The 26,732-nt window shown below is 56.3% G+C and carries 25 protein-coding genes; 14 read left to right on the plus strand and 11 right to left on the minus strand.

Annotation, left to right across the window (positions count from 1 at the left end; all coding sequences use genetic code 11):
- Positions 1-637 precede the first annotated feature (637 nt).
- From ACR1XY_RS01825 to aptA, 7 genes are all read right to left on the minus strand, one after another.
- Positions 638-1,048, minus strand: coding sequence for a universal stress protein (locus ACR1XY_RS01825; RefSeq protein WP_480589501.1), 411 nt, complete (start codon positions 1,046-1,048; stop codon positions 638-640).
- Between the two features lie 146 nt (positions 1,049-1,194).
- Positions 1,195-2,487, minus strand: coding sequence for a TRAP transporter large permease (locus ACR1XY_RS01830; RefSeq protein WP_480589502.1), 1,293 nt, complete (start codon positions 2,485-2,487; stop codon positions 1,195-1,197).
- On the minus strand, positions 2,484-3,098 hold the full coding sequence (locus ACR1XY_RS01835; protein WP_480589503.1) for a TRAP transporter small permease: 615 nt from the start codon (positions 3,096-3,098) through the stop codon (positions 2,484-2,486). Before ACR1XY_RS01835 ends, ACR1XY_RS01830 begins: the two co-directional genes overlap by 4 nt.
- 71 nt (positions 3,099-3,169) lie before the next feature.
- Positions 3,170-4,180: a TRAP transporter substrate-binding protein DctP gene (dctP, locus tag ACR1XY_RS01840; protein ID WP_480589504.1), complete on the minus strand. Its 1,011-nt coding sequence runs from the start codon at positions 4,178-4,180 to the stop codon at positions 3,170-3,172.
- Positions 4,181-4,252: 72 nt separating this feature from the next.
- A complete protein-coding gene (gene ald / locus ACR1XY_RS01845) occupies positions 4,253-5,362 on the minus strand; it encodes an alanine dehydrogenase (protein ID WP_480589505.1) in 1,110 nt (369 codons plus the stop codon).
- 25 nt (positions 5,363-5,387) lie between these two features.
- On the minus strand, positions 5,388-6,899 hold the full coding sequence (locus ACR1XY_RS01850) for a CoA-acylating methylmalonate-semialdehyde dehydrogenase (RefSeq protein WP_480589506.1): 1,512 nt from the start codon (positions 6,897-6,899) through the stop codon (positions 5,388-5,390).
- A gap of 32 nt (positions 6,900-6,931) precedes the next feature.
- Positions 6,932-8,254, minus strand: a complete 1,323-nt coding sequence (gene aptA, locus ACR1XY_RS01855; protein ID WP_480589507.1) for an omega-aminotransferase AptA — start codon at positions 8,252-8,254, stop codon at positions 6,932-6,934.
- 144 nt (positions 8,255-8,398) lie between these two features.
- Between aptA and ACR1XY_RS01860 the strand changes: the two genes are divergently transcribed.
- The gene (locus ACR1XY_RS01860; RefSeq protein ID WP_480589508.1) at positions 8,399-8,965 is read left to right on the plus strand and encodes a cupin domain-containing protein; all 567 of its coding nucleotides are present in this window, start codon (positions 8,399-8,401) and stop codon (positions 8,963-8,965) included.
- Between the two features lie 162 nt (positions 8,966-9,127).
- On the plus strand, positions 9,128-9,310 hold the full coding sequence (locus ACR1XY_RS01865) for a transglutaminase-like domain-containing protein (protein ID WP_480589509.1): 183 nt from the start codon (positions 9,128-9,130) through the stop codon (positions 9,308-9,310).
- A 502-nt stretch (positions 9,311-9,812) separates the two neighbouring features.
- Here the strand turns inward: ACR1XY_RS01865 and ACR1XY_RS01870 are convergent.
- Positions 9,813-10,103, minus strand: coding sequence for a hypothetical protein (locus ACR1XY_RS01870; RefSeq protein WP_480589510.1), 291 nt, complete (start codon positions 10,101-10,103; stop codon positions 9,813-9,815).
- 293 nt (positions 10,104-10,396) lie between these two features.
- On the opposite strand from ACR1XY_RS01870, the gene ACR1XY_RS01875 reads away from it, so the two are divergent.
- Positions 10,397-11,809 (plus strand): radical SAM/SPASM domain-containing protein, encoded by a 1,413-nt coding sequence (locus ACR1XY_RS01875; protein WP_480589511.1) that lies wholly within the window; start codon positions 10,397-10,399, stop codon positions 11,807-11,809.
- 162 nt (positions 11,810-11,971) lie between these two features.
- Here ACR1XY_RS01875 and ACR1XY_RS01880 read toward each other — a convergent pair whose 3' ends face one another.
- The gene (locus tag ACR1XY_RS01880; protein WP_480589512.1) at positions 11,972-12,310 is read right to left on the minus strand and encodes a hypothetical protein; all 339 of its coding nucleotides are present in this window, start codon (positions 12,308-12,310) and stop codon (positions 11,972-11,974) included.
- Positions 12,311-13,048: 738 nt separating this feature from the next.
- On the opposite strand from ACR1XY_RS01880, the gene ACR1XY_RS01885 reads away from it, so the two are divergent.
- From ACR1XY_RS01885 to ACR1XY_RS01910, 6 genes are all read left to right on the plus strand, one after another.
- Positions 13,049-14,866, plus strand: coding sequence for a hypothetical protein (locus tag ACR1XY_RS01885; RefSeq protein ID WP_480589513.1), 1,818 nt, complete (start codon positions 13,049-13,051; stop codon positions 14,864-14,866).
- Between the two features lie 81 nt (positions 14,867-14,947).
- On the plus strand, positions 14,948-15,271 hold the full coding sequence (locus ACR1XY_RS01890; RefSeq protein WP_480589514.1) for a hypothetical protein: 324 nt from the start codon (positions 14,948-14,950) through the stop codon (positions 15,269-15,271).
- A gap of 5 nt (positions 15,272-15,276) precedes the next feature.
- Positions 15,277-16,359, plus strand: a complete 1,083-nt coding sequence (locus ACR1XY_RS01895; RefSeq protein ID WP_480589515.1) for a glycosyltransferase — start codon at positions 15,277-15,279, stop codon at positions 16,357-16,359.
- Positions 16,356-18,419 (plus strand): glycosyltransferase, encoded by a 2,064-nt coding sequence (locus tag ACR1XY_RS01900; protein ID WP_480589516.1) that lies wholly within the window; start codon positions 16,356-16,358, stop codon positions 18,417-18,419. The genes ACR1XY_RS01895 and ACR1XY_RS01900 overlap by 4 nt, the downstream gene beginning before the upstream one ends.
- Entirely contained in the window at positions 18,416-18,868 is a 453-nt protein-coding gene (locus ACR1XY_RS01905; protein ID WP_480589517.1) for a hypothetical protein, read from the plus strand. The genes ACR1XY_RS01900 and ACR1XY_RS01905 overlap by 4 nt, the downstream gene beginning before the upstream one ends.
- A 239-nt stretch (positions 18,869-19,107) precedes the next feature.
- Entirely contained in the window at positions 19,108-20,619 is a 1,512-nt protein-coding gene (locus tag ACR1XY_RS01910; RefSeq protein WP_480589518.1) for a N,N-dimethylformamidase beta subunit family domain-containing protein, read from the plus strand.
- 18 nt (positions 20,620-20,637) lie between these two features.
- On the opposite strand, the gene ACR1XY_RS01915 is transcribed toward ACR1XY_RS01910, so the two are convergent.
- Positions 20,638-21,108: a putative molybdenum carrier protein gene (locus ACR1XY_RS01915; RefSeq protein WP_480589519.1), complete on the minus strand. Its 471-nt coding sequence runs from the start codon at positions 21,106-21,108 to the stop codon at positions 20,638-20,640.
- Between the two features lie 209 nt (positions 21,109-21,317).
- Here ACR1XY_RS01915 and ACR1XY_RS01920 point away from each other — a divergent pair, with 209 nt between their 5' ends.
- From ACR1XY_RS01920 to ACR1XY_RS01940, 5 genes are read left to right on the plus strand one after another with little or no spacing between them, the layout of a single operon-like run.
- Positions 21,318-22,280, plus strand: coding sequence for a hypothetical protein (locus ACR1XY_RS01920; RefSeq protein WP_480589520.1), 963 nt, complete (start codon positions 21,318-21,320; stop codon positions 22,278-22,280).
- Positions 22,277-23,152 (plus strand): HesA/MoeB/ThiF family protein, encoded by an 876-nt coding sequence (locus ACR1XY_RS01925; RefSeq protein ID WP_480589521.1) that lies wholly within the window; start codon positions 22,277-22,279, stop codon positions 23,150-23,152. The genes ACR1XY_RS01920 and ACR1XY_RS01925 overlap by 4 nt, the downstream gene beginning before the upstream one ends.
- Positions 23,149-24,333 (plus strand): hypothetical protein, encoded by a 1,185-nt coding sequence (locus ACR1XY_RS01930; RefSeq protein ID WP_480589522.1) that lies wholly within the window; start codon positions 23,149-23,151, stop codon positions 24,331-24,333. Before ACR1XY_RS01925 ends, ACR1XY_RS01930 begins: the two co-directional genes overlap by 4 nt.
- Positions 24,330-25,436, plus strand: a complete 1,107-nt coding sequence (locus tag ACR1XY_RS01935; RefSeq protein WP_480589523.1) for a hypothetical protein — start codon at positions 24,330-24,332, stop codon at positions 25,434-25,436. The genes ACR1XY_RS01930 and ACR1XY_RS01935 overlap by 4 nt, the downstream gene beginning before the upstream one ends.
- On the plus strand, positions 25,436-26,410 hold the full coding sequence (locus ACR1XY_RS01940; RefSeq protein ID WP_480589524.1) for a hypothetical protein: 975 nt from the start codon (positions 25,436-25,438) through the stop codon (positions 26,408-26,410). Before ACR1XY_RS01935 ends, ACR1XY_RS01940 begins: the two co-directional genes overlap by 1 nt.
- On the opposite strand, the gene ACR1XY_RS01945 is transcribed toward ACR1XY_RS01940, so the two are convergent.
- Positions 26,407-26,697: a YiaA/YiaB family inner membrane protein gene (locus ACR1XY_RS01945; RefSeq protein WP_475159424.1), complete on the minus strand. Its 291-nt coding sequence runs from the start codon at positions 26,695-26,697 to the stop codon at positions 26,407-26,409. The genes ACR1XY_RS01940 and ACR1XY_RS01945 overlap by 4 nt on opposite strands.
- Positions 26,698-26,732: the final 35 nt, after the last annotated feature.

Raw genomic sequence — 26,732 nt, forward strand, 5'->3', positions numbered from 1 at the left:
GGCGACCCGCTACGACAGGTGCCCGAAGGTCTTCCTGTCAGCCATCGCCCTCGCAGCACTCGTCATCTATTGGCTATGAGTCCTGACCCTAGTGGAGTTGAAGCTCTTGTTGCGTTCCATGGAGAACGACGATGAGGCGCCAAACCTCGCAGGCATATTTGCCACTTCGCGTTCATAGAGTTCCGCGAGGCGCTTGTGAAACCCTGCTATGAGTTGTTCGAGATGCACTGAACCTTCGCGATTGCGGTCAAGTAGATGCGTTCTCAAAGTGGAATCGCCAAAGGCCCGGATTTACCCAACATAATATTGGGCATAGGTAGGGGATCGCCGGTGTGATCTTTGAACAAGTCGCTGCCCGCGACCTGGCGGGGTATCAGGCGGCTGGAAACGGCAGGAGTTATCCGGGGCGCCGTCGCCTACGTCAGTGCAAATCCGGTCAGGATCATCAAAGGTGCCGTTATTGTCAAAGCTGCGACTCGTGCTTCCGTAGCTTCCCAGACTGCTTTTCATCGTTTGATGGTGATTGAGGTGCGAGCATGACAAGTGGTCTCTACGACGGTTTGAGACGACAAGCTACAGAAGCCGGAGGAGTTAGGCACAATTGCTTGCGTTGAGCGATCGGGTACAACCGTAAGCTTTATGGGCGGAGCACATGCACCGAACACCGAGCGTGGCGAACGACGAGGGCTGCAGTTGATCCCAGAAAGAACTCCTTCATCCCGGGTTTATGCGACGCAAGGACAATACAGTCGATACCATGCTTGTTCGCGTACTCGGTGATTGCCCGACCGGCGGATTGACTCTCAAGAAGAACTGAAGAAACCTCGGTTTCGTCCTTCAGGCGTTCAGCTAAGCGCGCCTTTGCTTTTTGGAGAGATTTTTCGGCGATCCCGTCATCCATATAGTACATTATCTGTCTGTTTGGTGGTTCGTGAATATGTGCCGCTATGATCTTTCCACCTTCGGATACAAGGGCGTGTGCCGCCGAAAGTGCGTGATCACTGATGCCATGCTCAAGAGACAGCGCTACCAAGATGTTATTGTACATTTCTAACCCCTTGTTGAAGGTTTTCGGTTTTCGTCCACAAGCAAGTCTCTCCGCACTTCCATTTTGAGAGAGCTCTCACACACCCCAACCGTAAGAACGGGGTGCGCGCTTTTTTGGTTGTCTTGCGTTTGTTGGTTTTCCCGCGGCTACCTACTGAGCAGCAGGTCCGGCAAGAAGAGAGCCAACTCTGGTACGAAGGTTGTCAGCATCAAGGTTGGAAGCCAGGCAAAGACAATGAAGATTAATGTCGGCCACAACATGCGGGAAACCGGCTCATCACAAACCTGAGCACCAAGATAGAGCAGGGGTGCTGTGGGGGGTGTAATGTTCGCCATACCCAGGTTCACACCAATCACAGCCGCGAAATGGATCGGGTCCATTCCAGTGCTCTGCGCAATGGGCAGCAAGATCGGTGTCGCCAGAAGAAGACCCGAAATGTCATCCATCAGCATCCCGATTAGGATCATCACGACGTTGATCATCAGAAGTATGACGACCGGGTTGTCCGACACGGAATAGACCAGGTCCTTGGCCAGCTGAGGCGCGCCCTGGGAGATCAGGTTGTCCGACACGATCAGAACCATGAAGATCATGACCATGACCACGCCAATCGTAACACCTGAGTTCTGGATAGTCTGAGCCAGCGTTTTCCAGGTCAGGCCACGGTAGAAGTAAATCGCGATCGGGATCGAGTAGACCACGGCGATACCGGCGGCCTCGGTCGGCGTCATGATACCACCGTAGATCCCACCAAGAATGATGAGTGGCATCATAAGCGCTGGTCCGGCCAAGCGCGCCTGTACCCCGAATGTCGGCAGAAACGGCTTGGGGCGTTCCGTCAGATTGATGGCGTCGTATTTCCGCAGCATGAACTGATTGACCACAATCAGAAGCGTGATCAGGATGATGGCGGGAATGACTGTGGACAAGAAGCATTTCAGTACGTGCTGTTGCGCAACCCAGCCATACAGGATGTGCGACGAGCTGGGCGGGATCAACAGGCCCAACGGACTGGCCGCCACGATCAGCGCAGCCGATTGCCCACCGGGATAGTTGGCCTTTTTCAGGTGGGGCATCATGATGCCGCCAATACAGGTCAGCGTCGCATTTGCACTACCAGAGATGGAGCCGAAAACCCCACAGGCCAATACCCCCGCGGCGCTCAGACCGCCTTTGATATGGCCAATGAACATTTCAGCCAGTGAGACGAGCGGGGCGGCAATTTTACCTTTTTCCATGATGCCACCTGCAATCATGAAGAGCGGGATCGCCAGAAGTACCAGTGAGCGGATGCCTGTGGAGCCGGTCGGCAAATAACCGGTGATGGATTGATCTCCGACAATGGCGATGAAAATCAAAACCGATCCGAATGCTACATATACGCTGACGCCCAATAGCAGCATGAAACAGACAATAAGAAGACTTCCTCCGATGATCATTGGGTTTCTCCTTTTTGCATTTCCGATCTCAAGGGAAGGCCAAGCCCCTTACGGATATGCACGTACAAGTATGCAGCCGTGAACGTTGCCATGAAGCCAAAGGCAATCATGATTCCAATCCGCCAGGTCACAAACGGAATACGCAGCACCGGGGTTGCGCGCAGTCGAGGGAAAGAGAAGTCATCGATGAGCGAGACGTAACACGCATACATAAGAAACAGAATTACCAGCACCTCGACTGTCAGAACGACAAAGCCGCGCCACCAGATCAATCGGGGGTTTTGGATCACAATGCCAAGAATGTCCGCGTTGATATGCAGGTTGCGGGCAGAAGCCAGAACAGCACCTGCAAAAAAGCCGATGATGCTGATGCCCAGAAGCCATTCTTCATAGGCAAAAAGATCGCCACCAAATCCATACCGGATGACAACAACGGCCCCAAACGTGAATGCCATCAGGAAACCTGAAAACATAACGATCTGTCTCATGACGAACGCCACTGCTTTCAATGGATACCCAATTACGACCGGCAGCTCGTCAGTGATTTTTTGAGAGCTTTTCTTTTCTGCGCTTTCGACGACCAATGGACGTTCAGCTTCTGTACTAGACATCTTTCTCCCTCCCTTTGTTGAGCTAAAGACCAAAAAAGGGCCAACTGATTTGCTGGCCCTTTTCTTTAGGTTTATTGCTGTTCTTTAGCTGCCAGCAGGCGGTCGATGATGTCCTGACCGACGTTTTGTGCCATCGCGGGCCAGACCGTTTCCTGAACATGAGCGGCCATCGCAGCCTGTTCTTCGTCGCTCAGGCGCAGGATGGTGTAGCCTTTGTCGAGCAATTTCTGACCGAAGACTTCGTCATTCTCACGGTTGTATGCAAAGAAGTCTTCCGAGGCTTTGGTCATCGCAACTTGCAGCGCGGCACGCTGTTCGTCGTTCAGTTTGTCGAGTGTCCGCTGCGACGCGTAGAATGTAGTCAGCTCTGAGATCGAGTTGTATTCGACAAAATGGGTGCCAACATCCGACTTGGCGAAGATTGAGTAGGTCGCGGTCTTGGTGCAGCAGATCGCCCCATCGACGATACCGGCCTGAAGTGCGGGAAAGATGTCGCCCCATGCCATGGTTGTTGCCTGGTAACCCAATTCTTCAACCATCGACTTCACGACGCTGGACGACCAGACACGAATGTTCATGCCCTTGTCGTCAAACGTGTTCCAGTTCTCGGGCTCTTGCGACGAGACAATCCCAATGAAGCCTTCAGGGTTCTGCGCCATCACGCGGACACCGTATTCGTCGGTGATCTCTTGCAGGATGGTGTTGAATTCGGAATCCATGTTGAGCAGGGTATTCTCCATGTCATCCCAACCCCCAAGCAGGAACGGCATGGATAGAAACTCAAGACGCGGATCCGTGTCGGCATAGATAAACGCCGAGGCCAGATCGATATTGCCACGTGCAACATCTTCGAACAGCGCCTCACCGGAGCCCAACTGGTTTGCCGGGAAAACCTCGACCTTCAGGCCGACATTCGCAGCTGCAACATCCGCTGCGACCTGTTCCATCATCTTCGTGCCCTGATGATCGATCGGGAATACGCCGGCAAAACGCAGAGTCATGTCTTCCGCGAATGAAGCAGTCGACATTAGGGCGCTCAGTGCTCCTGCTGCCATACCTGTGGTAAACTTATTAAAACTCATCGGTTATCTCCTCCTGGTTGACGAGTAACGCCCGCCCAGCGGCGTGCTGGAGCGGGCGTTGATTTGCTGATGTCAGCAAAGTTCCGGGGCGACGAACTCGTATCCGAGGTCATCGGCCACAGCCTTGTAGGTCACCTTGCCATGGGCCACGTTCAGGCCGTTCATCAGGTGACGATTGTCTGCAAGCGCCTGCTTCCAGCCATTGTTGGCGATGGCCAGAGCGTGCGGGAGCGTTACGTTGTTCAGTGCGTAGGTTGACGTTCGGGCGACTGCGCCCGGCATGTTGGCGACGCAGTAATGAACAACATCGTCGACAACATAGGTGGGCTCGGCATGAGTGGTGGCTTTGGACGTTTCAAAGCAGCCGCCCTGGTCGATCGCCACGTCCACGACGACCGCACCGGGTTTCATTTTCGAAATCAACTCACGTGTGACCAGCTTGGGTGCAGCAGCACCCGGGATCAGAACCGCACCCACAACCAGATCTGCGTTGGTGACCTCTTCTTCCAGTGCAGCCTTGGTCGAATAGACAACTTTGGCCGACGCCTCGAAATGGTTCTCCAGCTTTTCCAGAACCGCAGGGTTGCGGTCCAGAATGGTGACGTCCGCGTGCAGGCCGACGGCCATCTGGGCCGCGTTGAAGCCAACGACACCACCGCCGATAACCACGACCTTGCCGGGCTTCACGCCGGGCACCCCACCCAGCAAGACACCCAGACCGCCCTTTGCCTTTTCCAAAGCACTTGCACCGGCCTGGATCGACATGCGACCGGCAACCTGGCTCATCGGTTTCAGCAATGGCAGCCCGCCATTGTCGTCTGTGACGGTTTCATAAGCAATGCAGACCGCGCCCGAATTGACCAGATCCTTAGTCTGCTCCGGGTCGGGTGCTAGGTGCAGGTAGGTATATAAAATCTGACCTTCACGCAGCATGGCGCGCTCTACCGCCTGAGGTTCCTTCACCTTCACAATCATCTCAGCATTGGCAAAGACGTCGCCTGCGGTTGCGGCGATCTCCGCACCAGCGGCGCGATACGCCTCGTCATCCGCACCAATACCAGCCCCGGCATTGGTTTCGACAATGACGTTATGACCATGCGAAACCAATTCCGCGACACTCTCGGGGGTCAAGCCAACACGGTATTCGTGGTTCTTGATTTCCTTCGGAACGCCAATGAACATGTTCTTCACTCCTCTGACCGAATGATCATTTTGCGGTTGGCATGACGAACTCGGCACCGTCCGAGATGCTTTCGGGCCAACGCTGCATGATGGATTTCTGCTTGGTGTAGAAACGAACGCCTTCTTCGCCATATGCGTGCATGTCGCCGAACAGGCTCTTCTTCCAGCCGCCAAAACCATGCCAGGCCATCGGAACCGGGATCGGAACATTGACGCCGACCATGCCGACCTGAACCTGCTTACCGAACTCACGCGCTACATTGCCGTCACGGGTGAACAGTGACACGCCGTTGCCAAACTCGTGGTCGTTGATCAGTTGCAGGCCTTCCGCGAAACTCGAGACGCGGACGCAGGACAGAACCGGGCCAAAAATCTCTTCCTTGTAGATCTTCATGTCCGGCGTAACGTTGTCGAACAGGGTGCCGCCAAGGAAATAGCCTTCCTCGTGCCCTTCGACGGTATAGTCGCGGCCATCGACCAGCAGATCCGCACCTTCTTCGACGCCATAGTCTATGTACCCTTTAATCCGGTCCCGCGCGGCGGCGGTGACAATCGGGCCCATCTCGGCGTCTAGCTCAAGACCGTTTTTGACCTTCAAGGTTTCGGCGCGTTCTTTCAGGACCGGCATCAACTTGTCGGCGGCATCGCCAACCAGCAGGGCAACCGAGATCGCCATGCAGCGCTCTCCGGCCGAGCCATAGGCCGCGCCGATCAGTGCGTCGGCGGCTTTGTTCATGTCAGCGTCCGGCATCACCAGCATGTGGTTCTTTGCGCCACCCAGCGCCTGAACGCGCTTGCCGTGACGCGCACCGACCTCGTAGATATAGTTGGCAATCGGTGTCGAACCGACGAAGGACACAGCCTTGACGTCGCCATTTTTCAGCAAAGCATCAACGGCGACCTTGTCACCCTGAACGACGTTGAACACACCGTCGGGGAAACCAGCCCTCTGCATCAGGTCCGCATAAAACAGGGATGCGGACGGATCGGTTGGTGACGGCTTCAAGATGAACGTATTGCCTGCGGCGACGGCGATCGGGAACATCCACATCGGCACCATGACCGGGAAGTTGAAGGGAGTAATCCCGGCGACAACACCCAACGCCTGACGCGTGGTCCAGTTGTCCATGCCAGTGGAGACTTGCTCTGTGTAATCGCCCTTGAGGAGTTGCGGAATGCCGCAGGCAAACTCGATGATATCAATACCGCGCTCAACCTCGCCCTGAGCGTCGGTGAACACCTTGCCGTGCTCGACCGTGATGGCGCGTGCCAATTCGTCCTTATGCTCACGCACCAGGGCCAGGAAATTGTTCATCAGGCGGGCGCGGCGGATCGGTGGTGTGTTCGACCATTTTGGGAATGCCGCTTTGGCGGCGGCCACTGCATCGTCCACCGTTTGGACACTCGCCAGTGAGACTTCACCGGTTTGAGCACCGGTTGCGGGGTTGAACACGGGCTGAGTGTTTTCGCCGGAAGGAACAGTGATTTGGCCATTAATGTAGTGGCCGATCAAAGCGATCGGGGATGCATCTTTCATGATGTCAGTCCTTTTGGATTAGCAGTCAGGGGTTATGGCAGATCAGCCAATACCTCACCAAGTGTTTGGCAAAGGGTCATTATTTCAGGCTCGGAGATGATCAGTGGCGGTGACAGGGCGATGATGTCACCAGTAACTCGGATCATGATTCCAGCTTCCCAGGCACGCTTCATGGCGTCATAGCCTCGCGCACCCGGAGTGCCGTCACGCGGCGCGAGTTCGATTGCTCCGACAAGGCCCAGATTGCGAATATCAATGACATTCGGCAGGCCTTTGAGGCTATGAAGTTGATCTTCCCAAGGCTGAGACAGCAGGGCGGCGCGTCGGAACAAATCATTCTGTTTGTAGCTTTCCAGAGTCGCCAGCGCTGCGGCACAAGAAACCGGATTGGCGGAATAGGTATAGCCATGGAACAGCTCGATTGGCGCATCGGCGTTTTCCATGGCCGAGTCATAGATCTTGTCGGACACTATGACCGCGCCCATCGGAATAACGCCATTGGTCAGGCCTTTGGCGGTCGTGATGATGTCGGGCTTTACATCAAAATACTCTGATGCGGTCGCTGCACCCAAACGACCAAAAGCAGTAATGACTTCGTCGAAGATCAACAGGATACCGTGACGGTCACAGATATCCCGCAGCTGCTTCAGGTATCCCTTCGGCGGCAGAAGCACACCGGTGGACCCGGCCATCGGTTCAACGATCACCGCTGCAATGGTCGAGGCATCGTGAAGCGCGACCAATCTTTCCAGGTCATCCGCCAACTCAGCGCCATGTTCCGGGCAGCCGCGTGAGAAGGCATTTTTCTCCAGGTCATGCGTATGACGCAGATGGTCAACTCCAGTCAGAAGCGTTCCGAAGTGCATGCGGTTCTTGACGATGCCGCCAACCGATATGCCGCCGAAACCAGTGCCGTGGTAACCCCGCTCACGCCCTATCAAACGCGTGCGCGCGCCATCGCCGCGCATCCGGTGGTAGTGCAGCGCGATCTTGAGCGCCGTATCAACGGACTCGGAGCCGGAGTTGGTGAAGAAGGCGTGGTTCAATCCCTCAGGCATCATCGCTGTCAGTTTTGCCGACAACTCAAACGCCTGAGGGTGGGAGAACTGGAAATTCGGTGCGTAATCCAGCTCGTGCACCTGCTTCTGCACCGCATCAACGATCAGCGGATCACGGTGACCTGCGTTAACGCACCACAGTCCGGCCGTCCCGTCCATGACCTTGCGACCATCAGAACTGGTGTAATACATCCCCTCGGCTGACTGAATCATGCGGGGCTCGCGAAGGAAATCACGATTGGCCGAAAACGGCATCCAAAACGATGACATTGTGTTGGGTTGATCGAGCACGTCCATTCCTCGTGAAGCAGATTTTCATTTGGTGCCAAATCCTTGCAGAGTTACGGCGTTCCGCACACCCGGCTTTGTGGGTTTCTGTAAGTCATTGAAAAACAGACCCACCCCTCCTAAAGTGCTTTCGATCAAAAGCAGGAAATCACGATGGCTGACTCTTCGACATCTGATCTGGAAACAGCCCGGCGGCTACGATTGATTCGAACTTCAAAGGGCCTCAGCCAGCGCGAGATGGCCAAGCGCGCAGGAGTAGGTAGCGGGACGATTTCCCAGATCGAAAGCGGGTCAACTCAGCCTTCCGTGGCACTGCTCAAGAAGATCCTCGCGGGCGTTGATGTCAATCTGGGGTTCTTTTTCAGCTTCGAACTCAAGAACGAGGACAGCTTTTATTTTCCCCACAGCAGCATGCGCGATCTTGGATCAACAGGTGTTTCGTATCTTCTTGTTGCGGGTGAACGCCGAAATCGGAAGTTGCAGATGCTGATAGAGGAGTACGATGTCGGTGCTGACTCGGGTCGGGCTGAACTGTCGCACGAAGGAGAGGAATGCGCGGTTGTGATAGAAGGTCGCCTTGAAGTGACCGTAGATGGGCAGTCCAGGGTGCTGGGCCCCGGAGACGCATACTATTTCTCGAGTATACTGCCGCACAGGTTTCGAAATGCAGGAGACACGCCTTGCAAAGTTATTAGCGCGTGCACTCCTTCGTCGTTCTGATGGATCACAAGCTCCCTATTCCAAGGATGTTTCTTAATCTCAGAACAGGCAGAACTGATGAACATTTCAGAATGAAGTAGTAAATTCCACATTTACGATACTGTGGTCAGAAGCTCGCGCCCAGACCGGAGCGCGGAAGATACCATTTAGGCGGGCAGCGGCATGTGCCAGGACCACGCCCATATCTTCATCACATATGCTCGCAAGATTGCCCTGCCAACGCGCTATGTCCCGGGCTACCTGATGATGAGCGAAGCCGAGACGCAGGATGCGGTTCATGCCTGGGCAGAGGTACACCAGTATGGGGTGGGCTGGGCCGGTTTCGACGTTTCGAACGGATTTTGACCTGATGATTGGTATGTTGCTGCCGCAACTGGTCTGGACTATGCGCAGGCTGCCCGGTTGTAGGAAGCAGAATTCGGGCAACGGGCGAGCAATTGACGGTACAATAGAAGGTCGTACAGCAGCAACGGAGTCTTCTATGACCTACGCATTGGGTGTGCGGTTGAACTGCGGGCTGGTTTTTATGTCCGACACACAGGGACGAATGCGGGTGTCGACAACATTTCTACCTTCAACAGAGTGTTTAACTGAACGGTAGAAGGTGTCCGGGCCATAATCTTGTTGGCGGCCGGTACTCTGACAACAACTCAGGCCACGATCAACTTGATGGGAGAACGAAGGGAGGTACCGGAAGAACGCTCGCCATCGGTCCTTGAAGCACCGACCATGTTTCAATTCGCACTGTTGGTGGCGGAAACCTTGAACGGTGTAGTTGAACAGCTCGCTCGAACTGATCAGCAGGCTGTCGGCACATTTCACGCCACTTGTGTTTTGGGTGACCAAATCAAAGGCGGGCCGTCGCGTTGACAACTGCATTGTTGAACCTTCCAGAATAAGCTTCGCTGGCGAAGTAAGCCGATAGAATATCCTTTTGGTTCGTGATCGTCTTTTTTTGGAAGGGCTCGTCATGAGGTGAACAAAGGGTTTGTGAAGCTCGCGCCCAGGAATAATCAATCGCCTTCACGTACTTAGAGGCCGTCCCGAGGTCATTCGTCTTTCCGGCCAGAAAATTGGGTCTGGCCAGTATTGCCTTGGCGTCGGAATGTCGGTTCCCCCATATGATGGTTGGGGGCATGGGACACTCTGCAATAAGAGGGGCTGGTGGTGCACCGCCTGAGCATGAATTGTTTGGACAGTGCGCGCAGCAGGTTAGTTGCGGTCTGCTCGGATGAGGTCGGGTTCTGACCGGTTGTTAATGAAATACCTTAGACCACGTGGGCGCCGTGACGGCAGAGGCTGTTTGGGCTGTGTTTTTGATGCAAACCTAGCCCAGAGTCCCGGTTCACTTTTTTCATTTCCTTGCCGATATTTTTGTCGTCCAAGCGCATACTTGATTTGATGTCGCGGTCTGTCACTATGTCAGCCGCAATGCCTATAACGCGCAACAACACCAAATTGCTTTACGACACAGGCGATGTCGACTGTGCAGAAATCATCGAGTCGCTTTGTGAGAAAAACGCGACCTATCTCAGGCGGCGTAGACTTCTTGATGGGCCCGGTGCTCATGCAAAAGACTTGGTGATCGAATGTGCAGAAACCATAAAGAAAAACAACGATCAGGGTTTGTTGAATCGGTTTGTCTCACAGGTATTGAACAACGCGACAGAGCACGAGATTTTGACTCTGTTGGTCGCCGGGTGGCTCGAGCTTCAGAAGGGGAAATGGCAGGCAACCGAAACACTTGGGCGCGAGGTCGTAAGCCGCGATCACCATGACCTAATGGCGCAGCGGCTCATTGATGCTGCCCGCGAGACGTCGACGGATCTGGAAACCGAAACCGACCGCTGGCTTCGGACGCGCACCTGCCCGGCGCCTTTTCGAGAAATGGAAACGCGGACTAACGGTGAAGTGCATTTTTGCTGTTCGGCATGGCAACCGGTTCCGATCGGTCGCCTAGAAACGGCGGACGAGGGCGGATTCTGGAATTCCGACAGGGCACGTGAAATCAGGCGATCCGTCCGTGACGGTGATTTTTCCCATTGCAGCCGGTGGCATTGTCCACAGATTGCCGGTCGCAGACTCCAGGCCCGCACCCCGGAAACGCAAAACTTGAAACTGGAGCTGGAGCAAGGTCCCGATCGGGTCATCCTGTCTCATGACCGGTCCTGCAACATCTCTTGTCCCAGTTGCCGAACGCAGTTGATCAACCTGCCGCACAAAGACACGGAACGTTTGAATCATGTCTTTGAAGACCACCTTCTGCCGCTGGTCAGCAAGGCCACGAAAATCAAGGTCACCGGGTCGGGTGATCCATTTGGCAGCAGGCACTTTCGCCATCTCCTGGGGCGGCTGTCTCAGTCAGGCCCGCCCGGGCGGCGCATTCAACTGCACACCAACGGGTTGCTGGCCAATGAAAGGGCATGGAACGATCTAGCGCTATGGGACAAGGTCTCGTCTGTCTGGGTGTCCATCGACGCGGCGCAGGCCGACACGTACAGCGTGCTGCGCCGTGGAGGCAATTTCTCGATACTGAGAAGGAACCTGCGCTTCCTCGGTGACCTGAACGCGCGTGGTGATATTGATACGTTGCGTTTGGACTTTGTCGTGCAGACCGCAAATTACAGAGAAATGCCTGCCTTCGTCGATCTTGCTCATGAAATGAACGCTGATGGTGTCTACTTTCTGAGGCTGCGCAATTGGGGGCATGTCACACCGCAGGAATTTAAAACCCAGGATGTGTGTTCATCCGACCATCCTGAACATGAAGACCTACTTGAGGTGCTGGCCGACCCGCGCATGGCCTGGAGCGGTGTCGACCTGGGCAGCCTGAACTCCATTTGATCGGTTGTCTCGTTTAGGGGACGCCGGTTCAATACTCTTTTCGGATCAGGACGTCGGCCAGAAATGAACAGGAGTCCTTTGCACACCGCAGACACCTCGGTAGATATCGCCATTCCCTCTGACCCGAAGGGGGTCCAGCCCGACACTGCAGCTGTAAACGCGTCAGCGGTTCATGCCCCTGAGAAGGAACTCATTTGGGGGCAACGTCTTGCACTGCCCGGACCGTATGGTCGCGCGCATCAGAGAGTGCGGCTTTTCGTCAAACGGAGCGTATTTCGAGGGCAGTCCTTCCGAAAGTACCCGCATCTGGTCATCGGCGTAGTCGTATATCTTTGCACCGAGTTCCTGCCGCAACGGCTTTAACGAGATCGACGCCGTCGGCAGCGCCGCGCGCAGCACCCGGGCGTCTTCAAGGGTTTGGTCAAAGCGGTCCGGGTGCATCGTGACGTTGATATGGACCACCATCATTTTCGCTAAGCGGATGAAGTGGGTCAGCTCCACGAACTCTGCGTGATAGGTTAGGATTAAGCTGTTCAGACACTCGCCTATCTTTTCCCAAAACCGGGATGTCCGCGACGCATTGCTGATCAGGCTGACTTTGAAATCAATTGCTGACGCCTGCGCAACAGGACGATGTTGCGGAAATGCATTGTGGGTTCGCCGCCCGTGAACCGGATCCAGACAGTCTCGTCCCGCTCATCCACATAGTGACGTTTCATCCAGTGAAAAAATGCAAACGTCCTTGGTCTTTTGCCGTCTGACCGAGCCGTCAGGCAAAGACTCGGGGCAAAAGCTGCACGCGTTCCACAGCACCCTATCCACCACGACCACTTTGGCATGAACGGAATCGGAGTGACGATTAGAGTAAGTGCATCCAGTTCGTTCCGAATTGGGTCCATTCATACCCAAGTGTTTTGAAAATTGGTTACCCAAACAACTCCAGGAACGGCGCAACAGCGTTCATGTGGCTCTTACCCTTCACCTTAGCCAAGCTTGAAATTGTCGTGAGACCAAAAAACTACGCTGAAATTGGGGTCTGGCGGGGTAAGCTCAGCAATCCTGACCTTGACTGGGGGTGTTCACATTCTGTCTGGCGGAACCGGTTGACTTGTCAGCGAGCGGTCAGTTTTTTATACTCTACACTATATTTTTTAGTATTTTTGACGCGCCGGCCTGTGCTCGGGATTGCCAGGCTACAACAGCTTAGAGCTTATTTCGCCGGCCAGTCGGGGGTAATTCATGACGAAGGCGAGCGGCCAAAAGACTCGACCAGAAGTTGCCAAGAAACGCGCTGCTCAGGCGCCGGGTAACTATGACTTCGTTCAATCCCCTGAATGGCAGAAGGTACTTGAAAAAGCTCGGATAGAGCGAGAGAAGAACATTTCGGCGCGCGGTCAGAAAAGCAAGGAGACGCAAGCCCCCAAACCGGGTCAACGTAACGATGCTCAATCAACCACAGGTGAGCCATCTCCGGTCGGGCAGAAAGCGTGGTCAACTCAGCTTGAAGAAGCCAGAAAGAAAAGAAATGCGGCGTTTGCCGGGCGCAGGGGTGAGTCGGAAGAACTCGAGTCCGGTGTGCCTAATGGTGACCGTAAGACCAAATCTGTTGAAAAAGCCGGAGGAACTTTCAAATCCCGGAGAGGCGATAACAGCTCGGCCGACGCCGATCAGACAGATGCAGGACTGAGTTTAAGGCTTTCCAATGAAGAGATTGACTTTCGCCTATCCAAGAAGATCCTTCAAAAACTGGAAATTCAACAACGCGCGCGCCGAAAGGTTAGATTGGGTTTAATCGCCCTCGGCTGCGCCATTGGTGCGGTTGCCTCTTCTTCGGTGTTTTGGGTTCTTTCTGGACCAGACCCACGAGTGGCAACTGGATCAGAAGCTGCGGGTGTCGAGATTAGCTCTCCGTTGCAAGATGAGGGCGTCGCTCCGTTGCAGCCTGATTTGTCGACGTCCGCGCAAAGTGAAATCGTCATTTCAACCGATGTGGTCAACACTTCGGCCCGATCGGCTTCGCCCGATAGCAGTTTGGCAGAGGGAGAGGATCTGAACAGTATTGCATTGCTGACACCCCCTGTTTCGGGTTTGACCGAGGCGGCAGAGCCTCCCGAACTGAAAACACCAAATGTCGCTCCAAGCGTTCTGGCGTATGTTCCCGCGCTTGAGCAGCCGTTTTTGCCCGTGAGTGGACCCGGTTATCTGCCAACACGAGAGGCGAACCCAAGTTTCCTGCCCTATGAAAACGTACCTGAGATTTTTAACCCGGTGGTCGCGCTGGCTGCTGTAGCTGCAGAAGGATTTGTTGATCCCATGGAAATAGCAGCAGATGCGTTTACTCCACCGGTGCGATCGCCTGAACTTGCGATTCAGCCCGTCTTGTTCAGACAACCTGCGCTTCTGCCGCCCGCGGCAGAGCCTGGGTCTCTGTCGGAACAGATTTGGGCCATCCAGCCGGATTTGCCCATATCGGTCGATCCGATTGAAAACGCATTGACGACCGTGGCATTGGACCCAACGGCGCAGATTGAAGAACCCGGAGTTGGCCCGGAAGCGCTGCAAACACCCATTCAGACGCCGCGAGCTGAGCCCTCTGGTTCAGTGCAACTTGCGGCGCTGCCTGGCGCTGATGTCGAGGCACCAGAAGCGAGCTCCGGCGCAACGGGCGCGGCGTTCAGACTGTATGCACCCAACAAACTGCCGCAGGATGCAGTAGATTCGGTTATTACCGATCTAACAACGACAGGTCATGAGTTGAATGGGACGGCGCGCGTTGGGTACAAGGTGTCCCAGTCCAACGTTCGATTCTATCACAGGCAGGATGCCGCCAAAGCCGCGGCCCTAGCAGAAGATGCCGGCGCGTTATTGCGCGACTTCACCAATTCGAAAACCAAAACTACCAGCGGAGTGGTGGAGTTATATCTGGCCGGGAACGGCTATAGCAGTTCTCCGATCAAGCGAACAACCAAACGAAGCAGTCAAAGCGCTACGGCAAACAACCCGATCAACCAGCTCAGAAGCCAGGTTCTGAAAAAACTTCGGGCAACATCGAACTAAAATCGCTATTCTTGTTCATGAGTGCGAAAGACTGAAACAGATGGTGAGTGTAGTTAACAAGTATTGATAAGGTTCTTTTAAATGACTGATAGCAGACTCGTCGGCATTGTAACTGCGCTACTTATTTTAGCGACGACAGGGGGTGCGCGTGCTGAGATCACGCTTGAGCACCTGATCGCTATCGATCAGCTGTTGTCAACCAACGACACGAGGGCGCTGCGATCCTATCTTGAGAGGAACCCGGAGTTGCTGACGGGCGATGATGAGCTATCCCGGGAATTGCGCGATTTTTATGGCGCCGCGTCCGCCGGCAGTTTGGATTTCGGCTATCCCGCCAATGCGCCGGACAATCCGTTTGACGCCCCGACTGGGACAACCTCGCGCGCAAGTTCGCTGCAGCACTAGGCCCCATGTCCGTGTTTGACACCATCAGCTGTCCTTCGCGCCCGAAAATCGCCTACATCATTGAACCACGGTTTTCCGGCGGTACGTCGGCGGCTGTCGCTGCCGAACTTCGAGTGGCCATTGAGTTCGGAGAGTTGGAGGTTCACGCGGTAACCTCAAGGACGTTCGGAGAAGACCAGTACATAGCGCCGGTGCTGCGTCGTGTACTTGACGAGCTGCGCATTCCGCTGATTTGGGATGCTCCTCGGGTTAGTGCAGATTTTGTGATCTTGCACAATCCGGCATTTCTGAAGTTTCAGGATGCTTTGAGTACAAGAATTTTTGCGCGGGACCTGATCGTGGTAACGCACGAGAATTTTTTGCGTCCGGGCGGAGAAGAAGGGTTCGACGTTTCATCCTGCCTGAACCAGATTGAGGCGGCGGCTCTTGCGCTCAGAAAAACGCTTGCACCGATTTCGCCGTATAATCGGAAAACCGTAACCGATTGGTTGGTCGGGTCCCGTGTGGCCAGGCAATGGGAGGTTCTGGGTGCGGACTGGTTCAACATCTGCGAAACCGAGATTGAGCCCCCGTGCGACGTGCCCGAAGACCGCCGCGGCAGGCATTCACGCCCCGGGTTTGAGAAGTTTCCGACTCTGGCCGATCTCGACAGGTGTTTTCCCGAACATGCGCAGAGCAATGTTATCCTGGGTGCGGACGCATTACTGGATGCCACTGTCCCCCGCCCGCATTGGACCTTGCTTCCTTTCAACGCCATTCGGGTGGACGAGTTTTTTGAAATGATTGACTTTTTCGTCTACTTCACCGCACCGACTTGGCAGGAAAGCTTTGGCCGTGTCATTGCCGAAGCTCTGACCGCTGGCAAAGTAGTTCTTACCAATTCGGAGATAGGGGTCACGTTTGGCGACGCAGTGCTCAGTTGTCGCCCAAAGGACGTAGACGGGATTATTACCGGTCTTATCGCGCAGCCGCATAGGTATCACGAACAGGTATCCAAATCGCAATCAGCGCTGGCGCGCTACTCCGCCGACAACTTCAGGGCGCAACTGTCCAATGTCATTCCCGCTGATAGCGGGGTCCTGAAATGATTTTTGTTGAGGCCGGTTCGCGTTCCTTACGATCCTTCGATGCGCAGTTGATCTTTGCCGAGCAACTTGCCGCGCGCGGTTTCACCTGCTGTATCGATGCCGAGTATCTGCCGGGAAACGCAGGACGCGGTAGAGTTTATGAGGCGGCCAGATTTCTTGTCGATCCGGTAGAGCACGAGGCTGAATCCGTCTTTGTGCTTGGTGCCGAGGATATCGATGATCTGCTTCTTGCATCCCTTCGACAAAAGCAGCTTGATACCGACGTGCCGGTGATTGCTACGGGTCGTTTCCTGAGCCAGCAAAGCTACATCGGTGCAAAAGCGCGTCTGGCCTATGCGCTTGGGCGCGAGGCAACGGTGATCGACCTTACGGATTTTCAGTCGCGTTCGGTGATGCCTTCGGCGATCAGCCCTCTGGTTGCGGACGTTCGGCCAACGCCCCGGCCCGCACGTGGGATGCCGAATGTGACGGTTGTTTTAGGCTCCATGGAACTGGACAATCCCGAGACTCTGTCCTGCTTTTCCCGAATGAGTAACCGGGGGGGATACAATCTGCGACTGGTCGTAAGCGGGGCGCAGAACGAGGCGATCAATGCGTCGCCGTTCCATGATTTGCCGACTAACCTGTATACCGATCTTTCATCGCTTACGCTGGCAAATTCGACGGACATTCTTGTGATGTTCGGTCACGGCATCGCCGGCGTTCGTATGGCGGCGTTTGCAGTCGAATTGATGGCTACTGGGGGCGTTGCGATAGATTGCACGGATGACGAGGCTCTGGTGTCCTCCGGCGCGCCCGCGTTGCTTGGGCCCAAGACGCCATTTTCTCTGGATGGGTATCTGACAGGTAAAATACTTGGCAACACGTCGCAAATCGCGGAACAGGCCAGAAAATCTCAGTGGCTTCATACTGTGGACATTTCCCGTCTGGAAAGCGCTGCAGGTCTTACACCCAAAACACGCGAACCTGTTCGGACCGCACAGAGAACTTTGTTCTTTCCGACAAATGGCGTGGGATTGGGGCACGCTCAGCGGTGCGCCGTGATCGCGAATGCATTGCCGGACAACATGCCGTCGGTATTTGCGGCCTTTCCCAGTTGCGTGCCACTTATCCGCCGCGAAGGCATTGATTGCATTCCGTTGGTTTCGCGGATCGATATGTCGGATAATCCTGACGGCAACGATATCCTGACATATCGTCGACTTGGTGCCGCGTTGCAGGACAACGACAGCCTGATCTTTGACGGCGGCCATGTCTTCGATTCCGTCTACCGCGTAATTCTCGAGCGAAACCTGTCGGCAGTTTGGATTAGACGGGGCCTGTGGCCCGACGGGCGACCCCGACAAAAGATGCTCCGACGAGAGGGTGTGTTCGATCGTGTCATCGTACCCTCCGAAGCCTTCGACGAACTGAACGATGCCTACAGCTATGGCGACCACGTCCACTACGTCGGTCCGATTTTTCGCAAGGTGGTTCAGTCCGAAAACGAGCGTGACCGGCTTAGGGAGCGGCTGGCAGAGCGGTTCGGGCGAGAGTTCAAACAGTTAGTTGTCAGCATGCTGGGTGGCGGTGTGGCGTCTGATAGATCGGCTCAGCTGCAAGCGATATCCGGGATGCTGGAGGATCGGACGGACTGCCTGCATCTTGTCGTGACGTGGCCGGGCAGCAAGGTTCAGCCTGCCACGTTCGGCTGGACAAATACACGCGTGGTCCAGACGTTTGAGGCAACATCCCTGTGTCTGGCCGCGGACCTGGTAATTTCAGCGGCGGGGTACAATTCCGTTCTCGAAATTCTTTACCACCAAATCCCCGCGATCCTGATCCCGCAATCGGCCCCCTATTTGGACAATCAGGAGCGACGCGCCAGAGCTTTGGCTGATCGCGACCTTTGTGCGATCATCACCGAAACAGACCTCATGAAGCTGGAAAGGACAGTCTCGGAATGTCTGGATCACGATGAGGTGGAACGCTATCGGTCTGCGTTGAATGGGATTCAACTACCTGAGGCGGGGGCGTCGAGGGCAGCTGAAATCCTAGCAGAGGTTAGGCGCGAAAAATGACAGACATCTCTTGGTTCGAAATTCTTGGCAGGACATCGCCAAAGCGGCCGGTTCAACTGGATGCTTTGATCACGGACAATCGCAAATCCAAGCCGTACGGGAAAGTTGTGTTCCCCGAGATGGACCTGACACCATCCATTGCCCTTTGGGAGCATGACAAGGCCGGCCCCACGTATATTGGTATTCGGGTTCTGAAACCTCTTGAATCCGCACATAATGTCGCGAGGCTTCTGGCCGCTGCGGCACTGGAACGAGAGGTCTTTCCGGTCATACTAAGCCGTGTCGAGTACAGCGGGTTCGAACAGTTTGGGTTTCGTGTCGAGCGCGTCCCCGACGAACCGGCCGCGGCGCTGGCCGCCGAAGCGGAAATCAGAAAGTTCTGGGATCTCGCGATCATTATCGACGGAGACGAAATCGGTTTTTGGTCGGGCCAGAAAAACGGAACCTGATGCGGGTAGGGACCCTGTCTGAATACCGACATGGCCAGCTTTTCGTTCAAGGACGCCAAAACACAAGTCTTGAAATCATCTGCTGTGTGGTAGTGCTGTGATTCATGACACGATCGGAATTACCCCAACCTGAAACAACACCAAGAACGCGTCCAAAGGCACGACATATTCTGGATAATTACTATATCGGACCTGCTCGAAACGCTTCGGTTCTTGAGATCTGGGGGTATACGGATCGCATGACCTATGCCCCGGGTGACCTGCTGGCATTGCGGGTGTCCACCACGGCAGAACTCTGGAACCTTGAGATTGGCCGTGATGGTGCGCGTTACGAGCCGTTGTTCTCGGAGACGGATATCGCAGGGGTGCATCAGACCACACCCGAGGATTGTTCGGTTGCGGGCTGCGGGTGGGATGTCGCTTACGAGTTCACGATCCCCGATGACTGGCGCGCAGGTGGATATCTGGTGACCCTGACCGCTGAACGCGACGGGGACCGCGTCGAGGAACACCATCTCTTTATGCTGCGCCGCGCGGTCAGCAAGCCGCCTGCACCCTATGTATTGATCTGCGCCACGGGAACCTGGCTGGCCTATAATTGCTGGGGCGGGTCCAACCACTACGAAGGGATAACCGGCCCGGACAGCAATGCGTTTTCTCCGGTGGTTTCAACACAGCGCCCGTGGACGCGGGGGTTCTGCAAGCTTCCCGGAGGAGTACCACGCGCGGTGCCCGACATGCCGCACCAATCGGGCACCATGGTTCGGTATCCCTATATGGAGTGGGCCTATGCCTATGGGTATTCCAAGAAGTACGCCTCGGCCGGATGGGCAAGTTACGAACGTCACTTTGCAGCTTGGGTTGAAGAACAAGGGTTCGAGTTCGATTTCGCCACACAGCATGATCTGGAGGCTGATCCCGAACTTTTGAAACGCCACAGATGCGCTGTCTTCGTAGGGCACGACGAGTACTGGTCAACAAACATGCGCGACGCGGTTGATCGATACACCGCCGGGGGCGGCTGCGTGGCACGGTTTGGGGGCAATTTCCTCTGGCAAACCCGCATCGAGGATGAGGGGCGCACCCAGGTTTGTTACAAGTACACGGCTGATCAGGACCCGCTTGTCGGTTCGGATCAAGAGCATCTGGTAACCACCGCATGGGAAGTCGCCCCGGCAAACCGTCCGGGCGCGCAGACCTTTGGAGTCAACGGGCTGAAAGGGGTTTATGCCGGTTTGGGGCGCTGTGTCGGGCAGGGCAGCGGGGGCTTTTCGGTGTATCGGCCCGGCCATTGGGCGCTGGTGGGTACTCAGTTGGGGTATGGCGATCAGCTGGGGGCCGCGTCCCGCATATTCGGGTACGAAGTCGATGGGGTGGATTATCGGATGGAAGACGGCCTTCCCATTGCCACCGGATCGGATGGGGCTGACCCAACGCTTGAGATTGTGGCGATGGGTTTGGCGACCAGTATTGAACCTACGCATGGGGTTTGGGGTGAGACCGCTTATATCGCGGACGCGGACGCGATTTTCAAAGCCCGCGCCCTGTTCGGAGAGATCACACCCGAGACAATGGATCGCAGTAGTCGCGGCAACGGCGCGATCGTGCATTGGCACCGAGGAGAGGGCGAGGTCTTTACCGCAGGTACTTGCGAATGGGTGATGGGTTTGACCCGGCGGGACTGGCAGGTTGAACAGGTCACGCGCAACGTGCTTCTTAGGTTTGGCGGTGCGGACAGGACTGCGCCTTAGACGAACCAGTAGATGCGGTTAAGGTTCACGCTCGAGCAGATCCAGACTTTGATCCAGTATCGCGCGGACCTGCGCTCCGATCTGCGGTGCCTCGGACGCTCGGGGACCCGCGATGTTCAGAACCGACGATTGGGTGGATTGCAGCCATTCTCGTACTTGCCGCGTGCAGGCTGACGTTCCATCCCTGATATTGACTACCAGATGAGGTTTCCCGGCCTCTTCGGCGAACGCGATAGTTTGCTGCGTTCCCGGGCTTGGCGACTCATCGACAAAGATCAGCGTGGCATCGCTTGAAACGACATTGGCGAGGGTTCTTTCTACAACTTTTTCGGTTTCCGTCTCGGTCAGGCCGGTGAAATACTCCGGAATCCGACCCGCTTCATTCGTGCGGCCATTGGGAACCCATCCACCATAAGCCAGGCCGTTTTGCCGCGCGAATTCCAATGCCGCCATATCCACACCGGTTTGCCCGCCAGAGACGATTTTCATAACGCATGCCTTTGTCCTGAGAAGAGCTTATCCGGTCAAAGCAACACGAGGAACTGGTGGAATTCAGGACTTGCGCCGTGGGGCTTAAATCCGGTTCATGAGTTCATGAATGGCACGGGGCAGCGACGCGAAATAGCACGTCCCAGACCTTAGTTTTGTCATAATAGAATTCGTATCTGGCTAAGAGCGGAAATTTACGGGAACAGGAATTGTTAAGCGCCATTTTCAGCGCCGCATCTCAGCGCTACATGGATGTACGTCTGAACACCTCGGGCGGGTATCGGGTTCGCATAGTTGAACGCCCGGGTCTGTGGATGTCTCCGTCCGAATTGGATGAGCTGGTTGCAGACTTGCGTCGGGTGGCGTCGAAAACGCTGCCCGCCGGAGAGTTGAGCTATGGGGTCTTTGCCGGTGATCGCGACAGGCTGGGGCAGTCGGTGATCACGCTCGTATCGCGCCGCGACGATCAAACGCCGGTGGCCTTCAATGCTCTGGCCCTGATGGAGGTCGACCTGGGGCACCGGTCCGAGGAAGTGCTGCATCTGGGGTTGGTCATGGTTGATCCCGGTCTGCGCAGTCAGGGGCTCAGCTGGGTGTTGTACGGGCTGACCTGCGTGTTGATGCTGTTTCGCAATGGGATGCGGCCGCTTTGGATTTCGAATGTAACGCAGGTGCCAGCGGTCGTGGGGCTGGTTGGTAGCGGGTTCGCGCGTGTTTTTCCGGCGCCGGAGGGCGGGGCGCAAAACCGACGCAGCCTTCTGCATCTGTTGCTGGCCCGGGAAATCATGCGTCACCACCGCCATGTCTTTGGTGTCGGCCCCGAGGCCGGTTTTGACGAAGACTGTTTCGTGATCTCCAACGCTTATACGGGTGGTTCGGACCATTTGAAGAAGACCTTCGCCGACGCCCCCAAGCACCGGGATCAGGTGGTGAATGACTATTGTCGGGATCAGCTGGATTACGATCGGGGTGATGACGTTCTGCAATTGGGTCAGATGGATACGCCAACCGCGCTGTCCTATGTCGGGCGCGAGGTTCCGCGCGGCTCATTCGCCGCTGTCGCGCTGGCCGTTTTTGCGGCTGTATTGCAGCGTCTGGCGATGCCGTTGTGGCAATGGGCCGACACACACCGGGATTTCGGCATTTTGCGCGCCAGGGAACAGGGTAAATGAGCACGTTTTCATATCAGGAATTCACCACGCGCAATATCGGCTTTGTCTCTCAGGCCGAGCAGGATGGACTGCGCAACGCTTGCGTTTTTGTCTGCGGCACCGGGGGGATGGGTGGCAGTGCGATCATGACCCTGATCCGTGCGGGGGTTGGGCGCTTGATTCTTGCTGATCTGGACAGTTTTGAGGTGTCGAACCTGAACCGGCAATTGTTCGCAACACTGGGAACGATCGACCAAGACAAGGCGATTGCGACCCGCGACCAGTGTTTGCAAATAAACCCCGAGGCCGAAATCGAAGTGCTGGGTGCGGATTGGCCGGAATACGTGGACCGGTTGGTGCAAACCGCTGATGTTGTTATCAACGGTACAGATGATCTGAGCGCCAGCCTGCTGCTGTATCGTACGGCGCGGATCAGTAGGCGGGTGGTGATCGACGCCTATGCCTCGCCCTTGCCATCGGTTTACGTCACGGGTTCAGGTGACCCGATGCCGGAAGAACGTCTGGACTACCCCACGCAAGGCACCCTCTGGAGCGCGCTTACGCCGGAGATGCGCGATGCGGCCGCTGCCGCCGAGGCTGAATATGTACTGACCCATTCGTCGTCCCGGCACCATGTGGATCTGGCCCTGGCTGGTGAAGTCATTGCCGGCACCCGCAGCCGGATGTCCTTTGCGCCAATGGTAATCATGGCTGGGGCGCTGATGGCAGGCGAGGCGCTACAGACCGTACTGGGGCGCCCGCATGGCGCGGACTATCGCGGCTGGTTCCTGAACCCCTATACGGGCAAGGTCGAGCGTCCTTTGCCGGGTTTTCTGGCCACCCTGGTGCGGCCGTTGGTTCGGCGGCAGATGAAAAGGTTGTTGGCCTCATGACCGATACGGCCGCATTTCTGGCGGACACATGGGTGTCGATCTGCGCTGCGCTGGGCGCAGTGGTTGTATTGCTGCATCTGGACGATCTCGTGCAAAGGTCCGAAATTGCCAGACGGTTTCGGTTCTGCCTGTGGGTGCTGGTGGCGCTGATGCTGTCCCGGATCGGGCACTGGGGTGGCTGGGGCTGGCTTTTCTCTGCTGTTGCAAGCTGTTGCGCGGCACTGTTGCCCTTGGCCGCTTTGGTTCTAGCCGAGGGCTTGCTGCGCCGTCACGCGCCGCCCATCCTGAAACAGATCTGCGCGTGGGGGGCGGTCGTCCTTGGCCTGCTGGGGTTGCTGCAGTTTAGCAACCTTGAGGTTTTACGACTGACCGGATTGCTGTTGTTCCAACTGATCGGGCTGGGTGGCGTTGCAGCGTTCGTGCTGCGGCGCGACAGGTGCAGCCTGTCTCCGACCGAGAACAGAACCGTCAACAGAATGAGCCTGTCCTTCCTGTTGATTCTGCCTTTTCTAGCAACGGATTACATGCGCGAGGCAGTGGTTGATGCTCCGGTCAGGCTGGGTGGTGTGGCCGTCCTGGTGCTGTGCTGGCTGTCGATTGGGATGTACCGCTCGGGGTTGCGGGCCGCGGATATCCTGCGCAGCTTCGGGATCGTGTTTCTGGTGACCGGACTGTTGACCCTGACCCTGTCCGGGCTTGTCCCGCTGGATCTACGGGCCGGGATACAGGTCATGGTGGTGATCGTTTCCACGCTGATCCTGTTGGCGATATGGCAGGCCGCGATTGCCCTGCGGATTGAGGACCGCCAACTGGTTGCCCTGCGCGAGATTGCCGAGGCAAGGGGGCAGGGGCCGCAGGCAGGCATGACCTTGTTGCGCCGCGCTGCCGGGGCCCCGGACGCGGTGCTGGTGGAAGAGGCCGATTTGACTGGTATGAACCTGGACGACCTGCGGTTCCGGTTCAGTGAAATGCCTGTTCAACAGGTGGGTGCTACGGATGACGAACAGGTCAACTGGCTGTTCTCCCGCTTTGATGCCACTCATGCCGCGTTGCTTTCGGCTGAACCGTTGAGGGTGGTAATGCTTAGCAACCCGGATATCGCGACGATGGACAGCACCGGCGGCGCCCTGCGTGCGGTGCAGCGGATGGCAGGTGTTCTGATGGCCGAGGGGCAGGCATGATCGAACTTCTGGAACGGGATTTCCCGAGTTTCTTTGTCGCCCCGTTCCATGCCTATGGTCCGGATACCCTTTACGTGTCACCGATGAAGGCGGATTTGAAGCGGTTCCTGTCGGCTGCAAACCCGCTGTTCTCCGGGGTGTCGGACTTTACCTATTTCACCGCTCTACGGCAGGGTGAACCGGTTGGCCGGATCACGGCACATCTGCACCGGACCTCAAACGACTTGCATCATGAGGCCCGGGGGTGCTTTGGGTTCTTTGATTGCGCCGACGATGCTGAGGCCGCCACGGCCCTGTTGCAGGCTGCGGAAAACTGGGTCCGCGAAAAAGGCATGACGCGGCTAACCGGCAATTTCAACCTGACAGCAATGCAGCAGGCCGGCGTTATGACCAGTGGGTTCGATCAGGCACCTTTCACAGACCAAGTCTGGGGGCCGCCTCACCTGCCGGGGTTACTTAAGTCGAACGGTTACAAACCGCATTTTCCCATGACAACTTTTGAGCGCCGTCTGAATGTGACGTCCGCTCCGCAGGTCTTGCACGACATTCAGCGTGCGCACTTGCTGGATCAGGGGTTTTCCTTTGCCCCCGTCACTCGCGCGACCATTGCCGAGCGCCTTGAGGACGCGCGAACCATCCTGAACCGCAGTTTCAAAGACAATCCAATGTTCGTTCCAGTCACAGCCGAAGAGTTCCACTTTCAGGCCAAAGACATGAAATGGATCATGGACCCGCGCATATCCAAGGTGGTGCACTATCAGGGCAAACCTGCCGGAGCAGTGATAGCGATCCCCGATCTCAACCCGCTGTTACGCCGGGTTGGCTCCCGGATGCGCCTGTCCCTCCCGTGGCATTTTCTGCGTTACAAGGCCCGCAGGAATCGCGCCGTGGTGATTTTTCAGGGCGTGATGCCAGAGTTTCAGGGCCGTTCGGTCAATCCCCTGATGCTCAGCGAAATGACACGTGACATGATCGCTGTGGGGTATGAAACGGTTGGTGGCACATGGATTGCTGACGAAAACACAGCCAGTCTGCGGCAAACCGAAAAGGTCGGGGCGGTGCCGTTGCATCGGCTGCACCTGTTTTCCAAGGAGTTGACGTAATGGACCGGGTGGAATTCGAAGCCGTTGTGGCGCAGGCGATGCTGGCCCCCTCGGCCCATAATACACAGCCAGCGCGCTGGGCGTTGCGTGATGGCGGCATCGACGTCCTCGCCGACCTGTCCCGACGCCTTCCTGTGGGTGATCCGACGGATCGTGACTTGGAGGTCTCATGCGGTGCAGCAGTTGAAGGTACGGTTCTGGCTCTTGCCGCGCGTGGGGTAGGGGCCAAAGTAATTCTGTCTGAAGGGGCAAGGGTTAACGATTTGCGGCCCGTTGCTCGGGTCGTGCCTGAAGGCACCGCGGTCCCGGAAGATACTGCTTTGGCGGCAGAGATGCCCAAGCGCCTGACACATCGGGCAGGGTTTTCACCTGCGCCAATCACCGCCTTCGACAAATGGGCGAGCGCGGAAATGACACTGGTAACGGAGGTGGCACAGATCGACTGGTTGGCTGGTCAGATCGACAACGCTTCGGCGCGAATCATGCGGCCAAGACCCTTTCGCGCTGAGTTGCTGCAATGGATGCGGTTGCGCAAGGATGACCCGAAATATTATTTCGACGGCCTAAACCGGGACGTTCTGGCCTTGGACGCGTTCACCGCAAGACTGGTGCCGACGGTTCTAGGCAGCGGGGTCTACGACCTGTTGTCAACGCTGGGCCTGGGGCCGCAGCTTTCGGGTGAAGCCGCGCGCAGCAGGGCCGCAAGCGCGGTCGTTTTGTTTCACTGGCCCGAAGATGGGTCGATGATCAACGCTGGACGGGCGTTTTACCGATCCTGGTTGCAGGCTACGGCCCGAGGGTTGGTGGGCTGGCCCGCAGCAGCGCTGGCGGATGATCCAGTCACGCGCGCGGCTATTTCGGATCGGTTCAATGTGCCCGGCGACCGGGTGCTCTTCAACGCATTGCGGCTGGGGGTTGCCAACAGAGCCACCCCCAGCCGCGCGCGCCTTTCCCTGAGCGATGTGATCGTTTAGGCGGCGATATTGTCGCCCACTTCTTTCAGCAGTTTCTCGGTCTTTGCATCTTCGATCCGATTGTGCAGACGCTGGGATTCTTCGCGGTCACGCAGCGTTTTGGTGATCGAGACGGTGGTATGTACCAGCATCAGCGCGGACATCGAGTAGAACCCTTTCGCCGCAAAGCTGGCCTCGAGGAAATAGATGCCGCCTGCCATCATCGCAGCTGCGACAATAAATGAAGCGATGGTGAACATGTTCCATGCGTTCGACTGGGGCAGGTTCAGGGTTTCTTCGGTGTTCATTGGTTTATTCCTTTCAGTTTATCAGTACGTTGAAT

The organism is Ruegeria sp. AD11(2025), assembly GCF_056542405.1.

Excerpts from the sequence above, each read along its gene's own strand:
- ACR1XY_RS01825 (WP_480589501.1), bottom strand. The coding sequence starts at position 1,048 with ATGTACAATAACATCTTGGTAGCGCTGTCTCTTGAGCATGGCATCAGT.
- ACR1XY_RS01830 (WP_480589502.1), bottom strand. The coding sequence starts at position 2,487 with ATGATCATCGGAGGAAGTCTTCTTATTGTCTGTTTCATGCTGCTATTG.
- ACR1XY_RS01835 (WP_480589503.1), bottom strand. The coding sequence starts at position 3,098 with ATGTCTAGTACAGAAGCTGAACGTCCATTGGTCGTCGAAAGCGCAGAA.
- dctP (WP_480589504.1), bottom strand. The coding sequence starts at position 4,180 with ATGAGTTTTAATAAGTTTACCACAGGTATGGCAGCAGGAGCACTGAGC.
- ald (WP_480589505.1), bottom strand. The coding sequence starts at position 5,362 with ATGTTCATTGGCGTTCCGAAGGAAATCAAGAACCACGAATACCGTGTT.
- ACR1XY_RS01850 (WP_480589506.1), bottom strand. The coding sequence starts at position 6,899 with ATGAAAGATGCATCCCCGATCGCTTTGATCGGCCACTACATTAATGGC.
- aptA (WP_480589507.1), bottom strand. The coding sequence starts at position 8,254 with ATGGACGTGCTCGATCAACCCAACACAATGTCATCGTTTTGGATGCCG.
- ACR1XY_RS01860 (WP_480589508.1), top strand. The coding sequence starts at position 8,399 with ATGGCTGACTCTTCGACATCTGATCTGGAAACAGCCCGGCGGCTACGA.
- ACR1XY_RS01865 (WP_480589509.1), top strand. The coding sequence starts at position 9,128 with ATGTGCCAGGACCACGCCCATATCTTCATCACATATGCTCGCAAGATT.
- ACR1XY_RS01870 (WP_480589510.1), bottom strand. The coding sequence starts at position 10,103 with ATGCCCCCAACCATCATATGGGGGAACCGACATTCCGACGCCAAGGCA.
- ACR1XY_RS01875 (WP_480589511.1), top strand. The coding sequence starts at position 10,397 with ATGCCTATAACGCGCAACAACACCAAATTGCTTTACGACACAGGCGAT.
- ACR1XY_RS01885 (WP_480589513.1), top strand. The coding sequence starts at position 13,049 with ATGACGAAGGCGAGCGGCCAAAAGACTCGACCAGAAGTTGCCAAGAAA.
- ACR1XY_RS01890 (WP_480589514.1), top strand. The coding sequence starts at position 14,948 with ATGACTGATAGCAGACTCGTCGGCATTGTAACTGCGCTACTTATTTTA.
- ACR1XY_RS01895 (WP_480589515.1), top strand. The coding sequence starts at position 15,277 with ATGTCCGTGTTTGACACCATCAGCTGTCCTTCGCGCCCGAAAATCGCC.
- ACR1XY_RS01900 (WP_480589516.1), top strand. The coding sequence starts at position 16,356 with ATGATTTTTGTTGAGGCCGGTTCGCGTTCCTTACGATCCTTCGATGCG.
- ACR1XY_RS01905 (WP_480589517.1), top strand. The coding sequence starts at position 18,416 with ATGACAGACATCTCTTGGTTCGAAATTCTTGGCAGGACATCGCCAAAG.
- ACR1XY_RS01910 (WP_480589518.1), top strand. The coding sequence starts at position 19,108 with ATGACCTATGCCCCGGGTGACCTGCTGGCATTGCGGGTGTCCACCACG.
- ACR1XY_RS01915 (WP_480589519.1), bottom strand. The coding sequence starts at position 21,108 with ATGAAAATCGTCTCTGGCGGGCAAACCGGTGTGGATATGGCGGCATTG.
- ACR1XY_RS01925 (WP_480589521.1), top strand. The coding sequence starts at position 22,277 with ATGAGCACGTTTTCATATCAGGAATTCACCACGCGCAATATCGGCTTT.
- ACR1XY_RS01930 (WP_480589522.1), top strand. The coding sequence starts at position 23,149 with ATGACCGATACGGCCGCATTTCTGGCGGACACATGGGTGTCGATCTGC.
- ACR1XY_RS01935 (WP_480589523.1), top strand. The coding sequence starts at position 24,330 with ATGATCGAACTTCTGGAACGGGATTTCCCGAGTTTCTTTGTCGCCCCG.
- ACR1XY_RS01940 (WP_480589524.1), top strand. The coding sequence starts at position 25,436 with ATGGACCGGGTGGAATTCGAAGCCGTTGTGGCGCAGGCGATGCTGGCC.
- ACR1XY_RS01945 (WP_475159424.1), bottom strand. The coding sequence starts at position 26,697 with ATGAACACCGAAGAAACCCTGAACCTGCCCCAGTCGAACGCATGGAAC.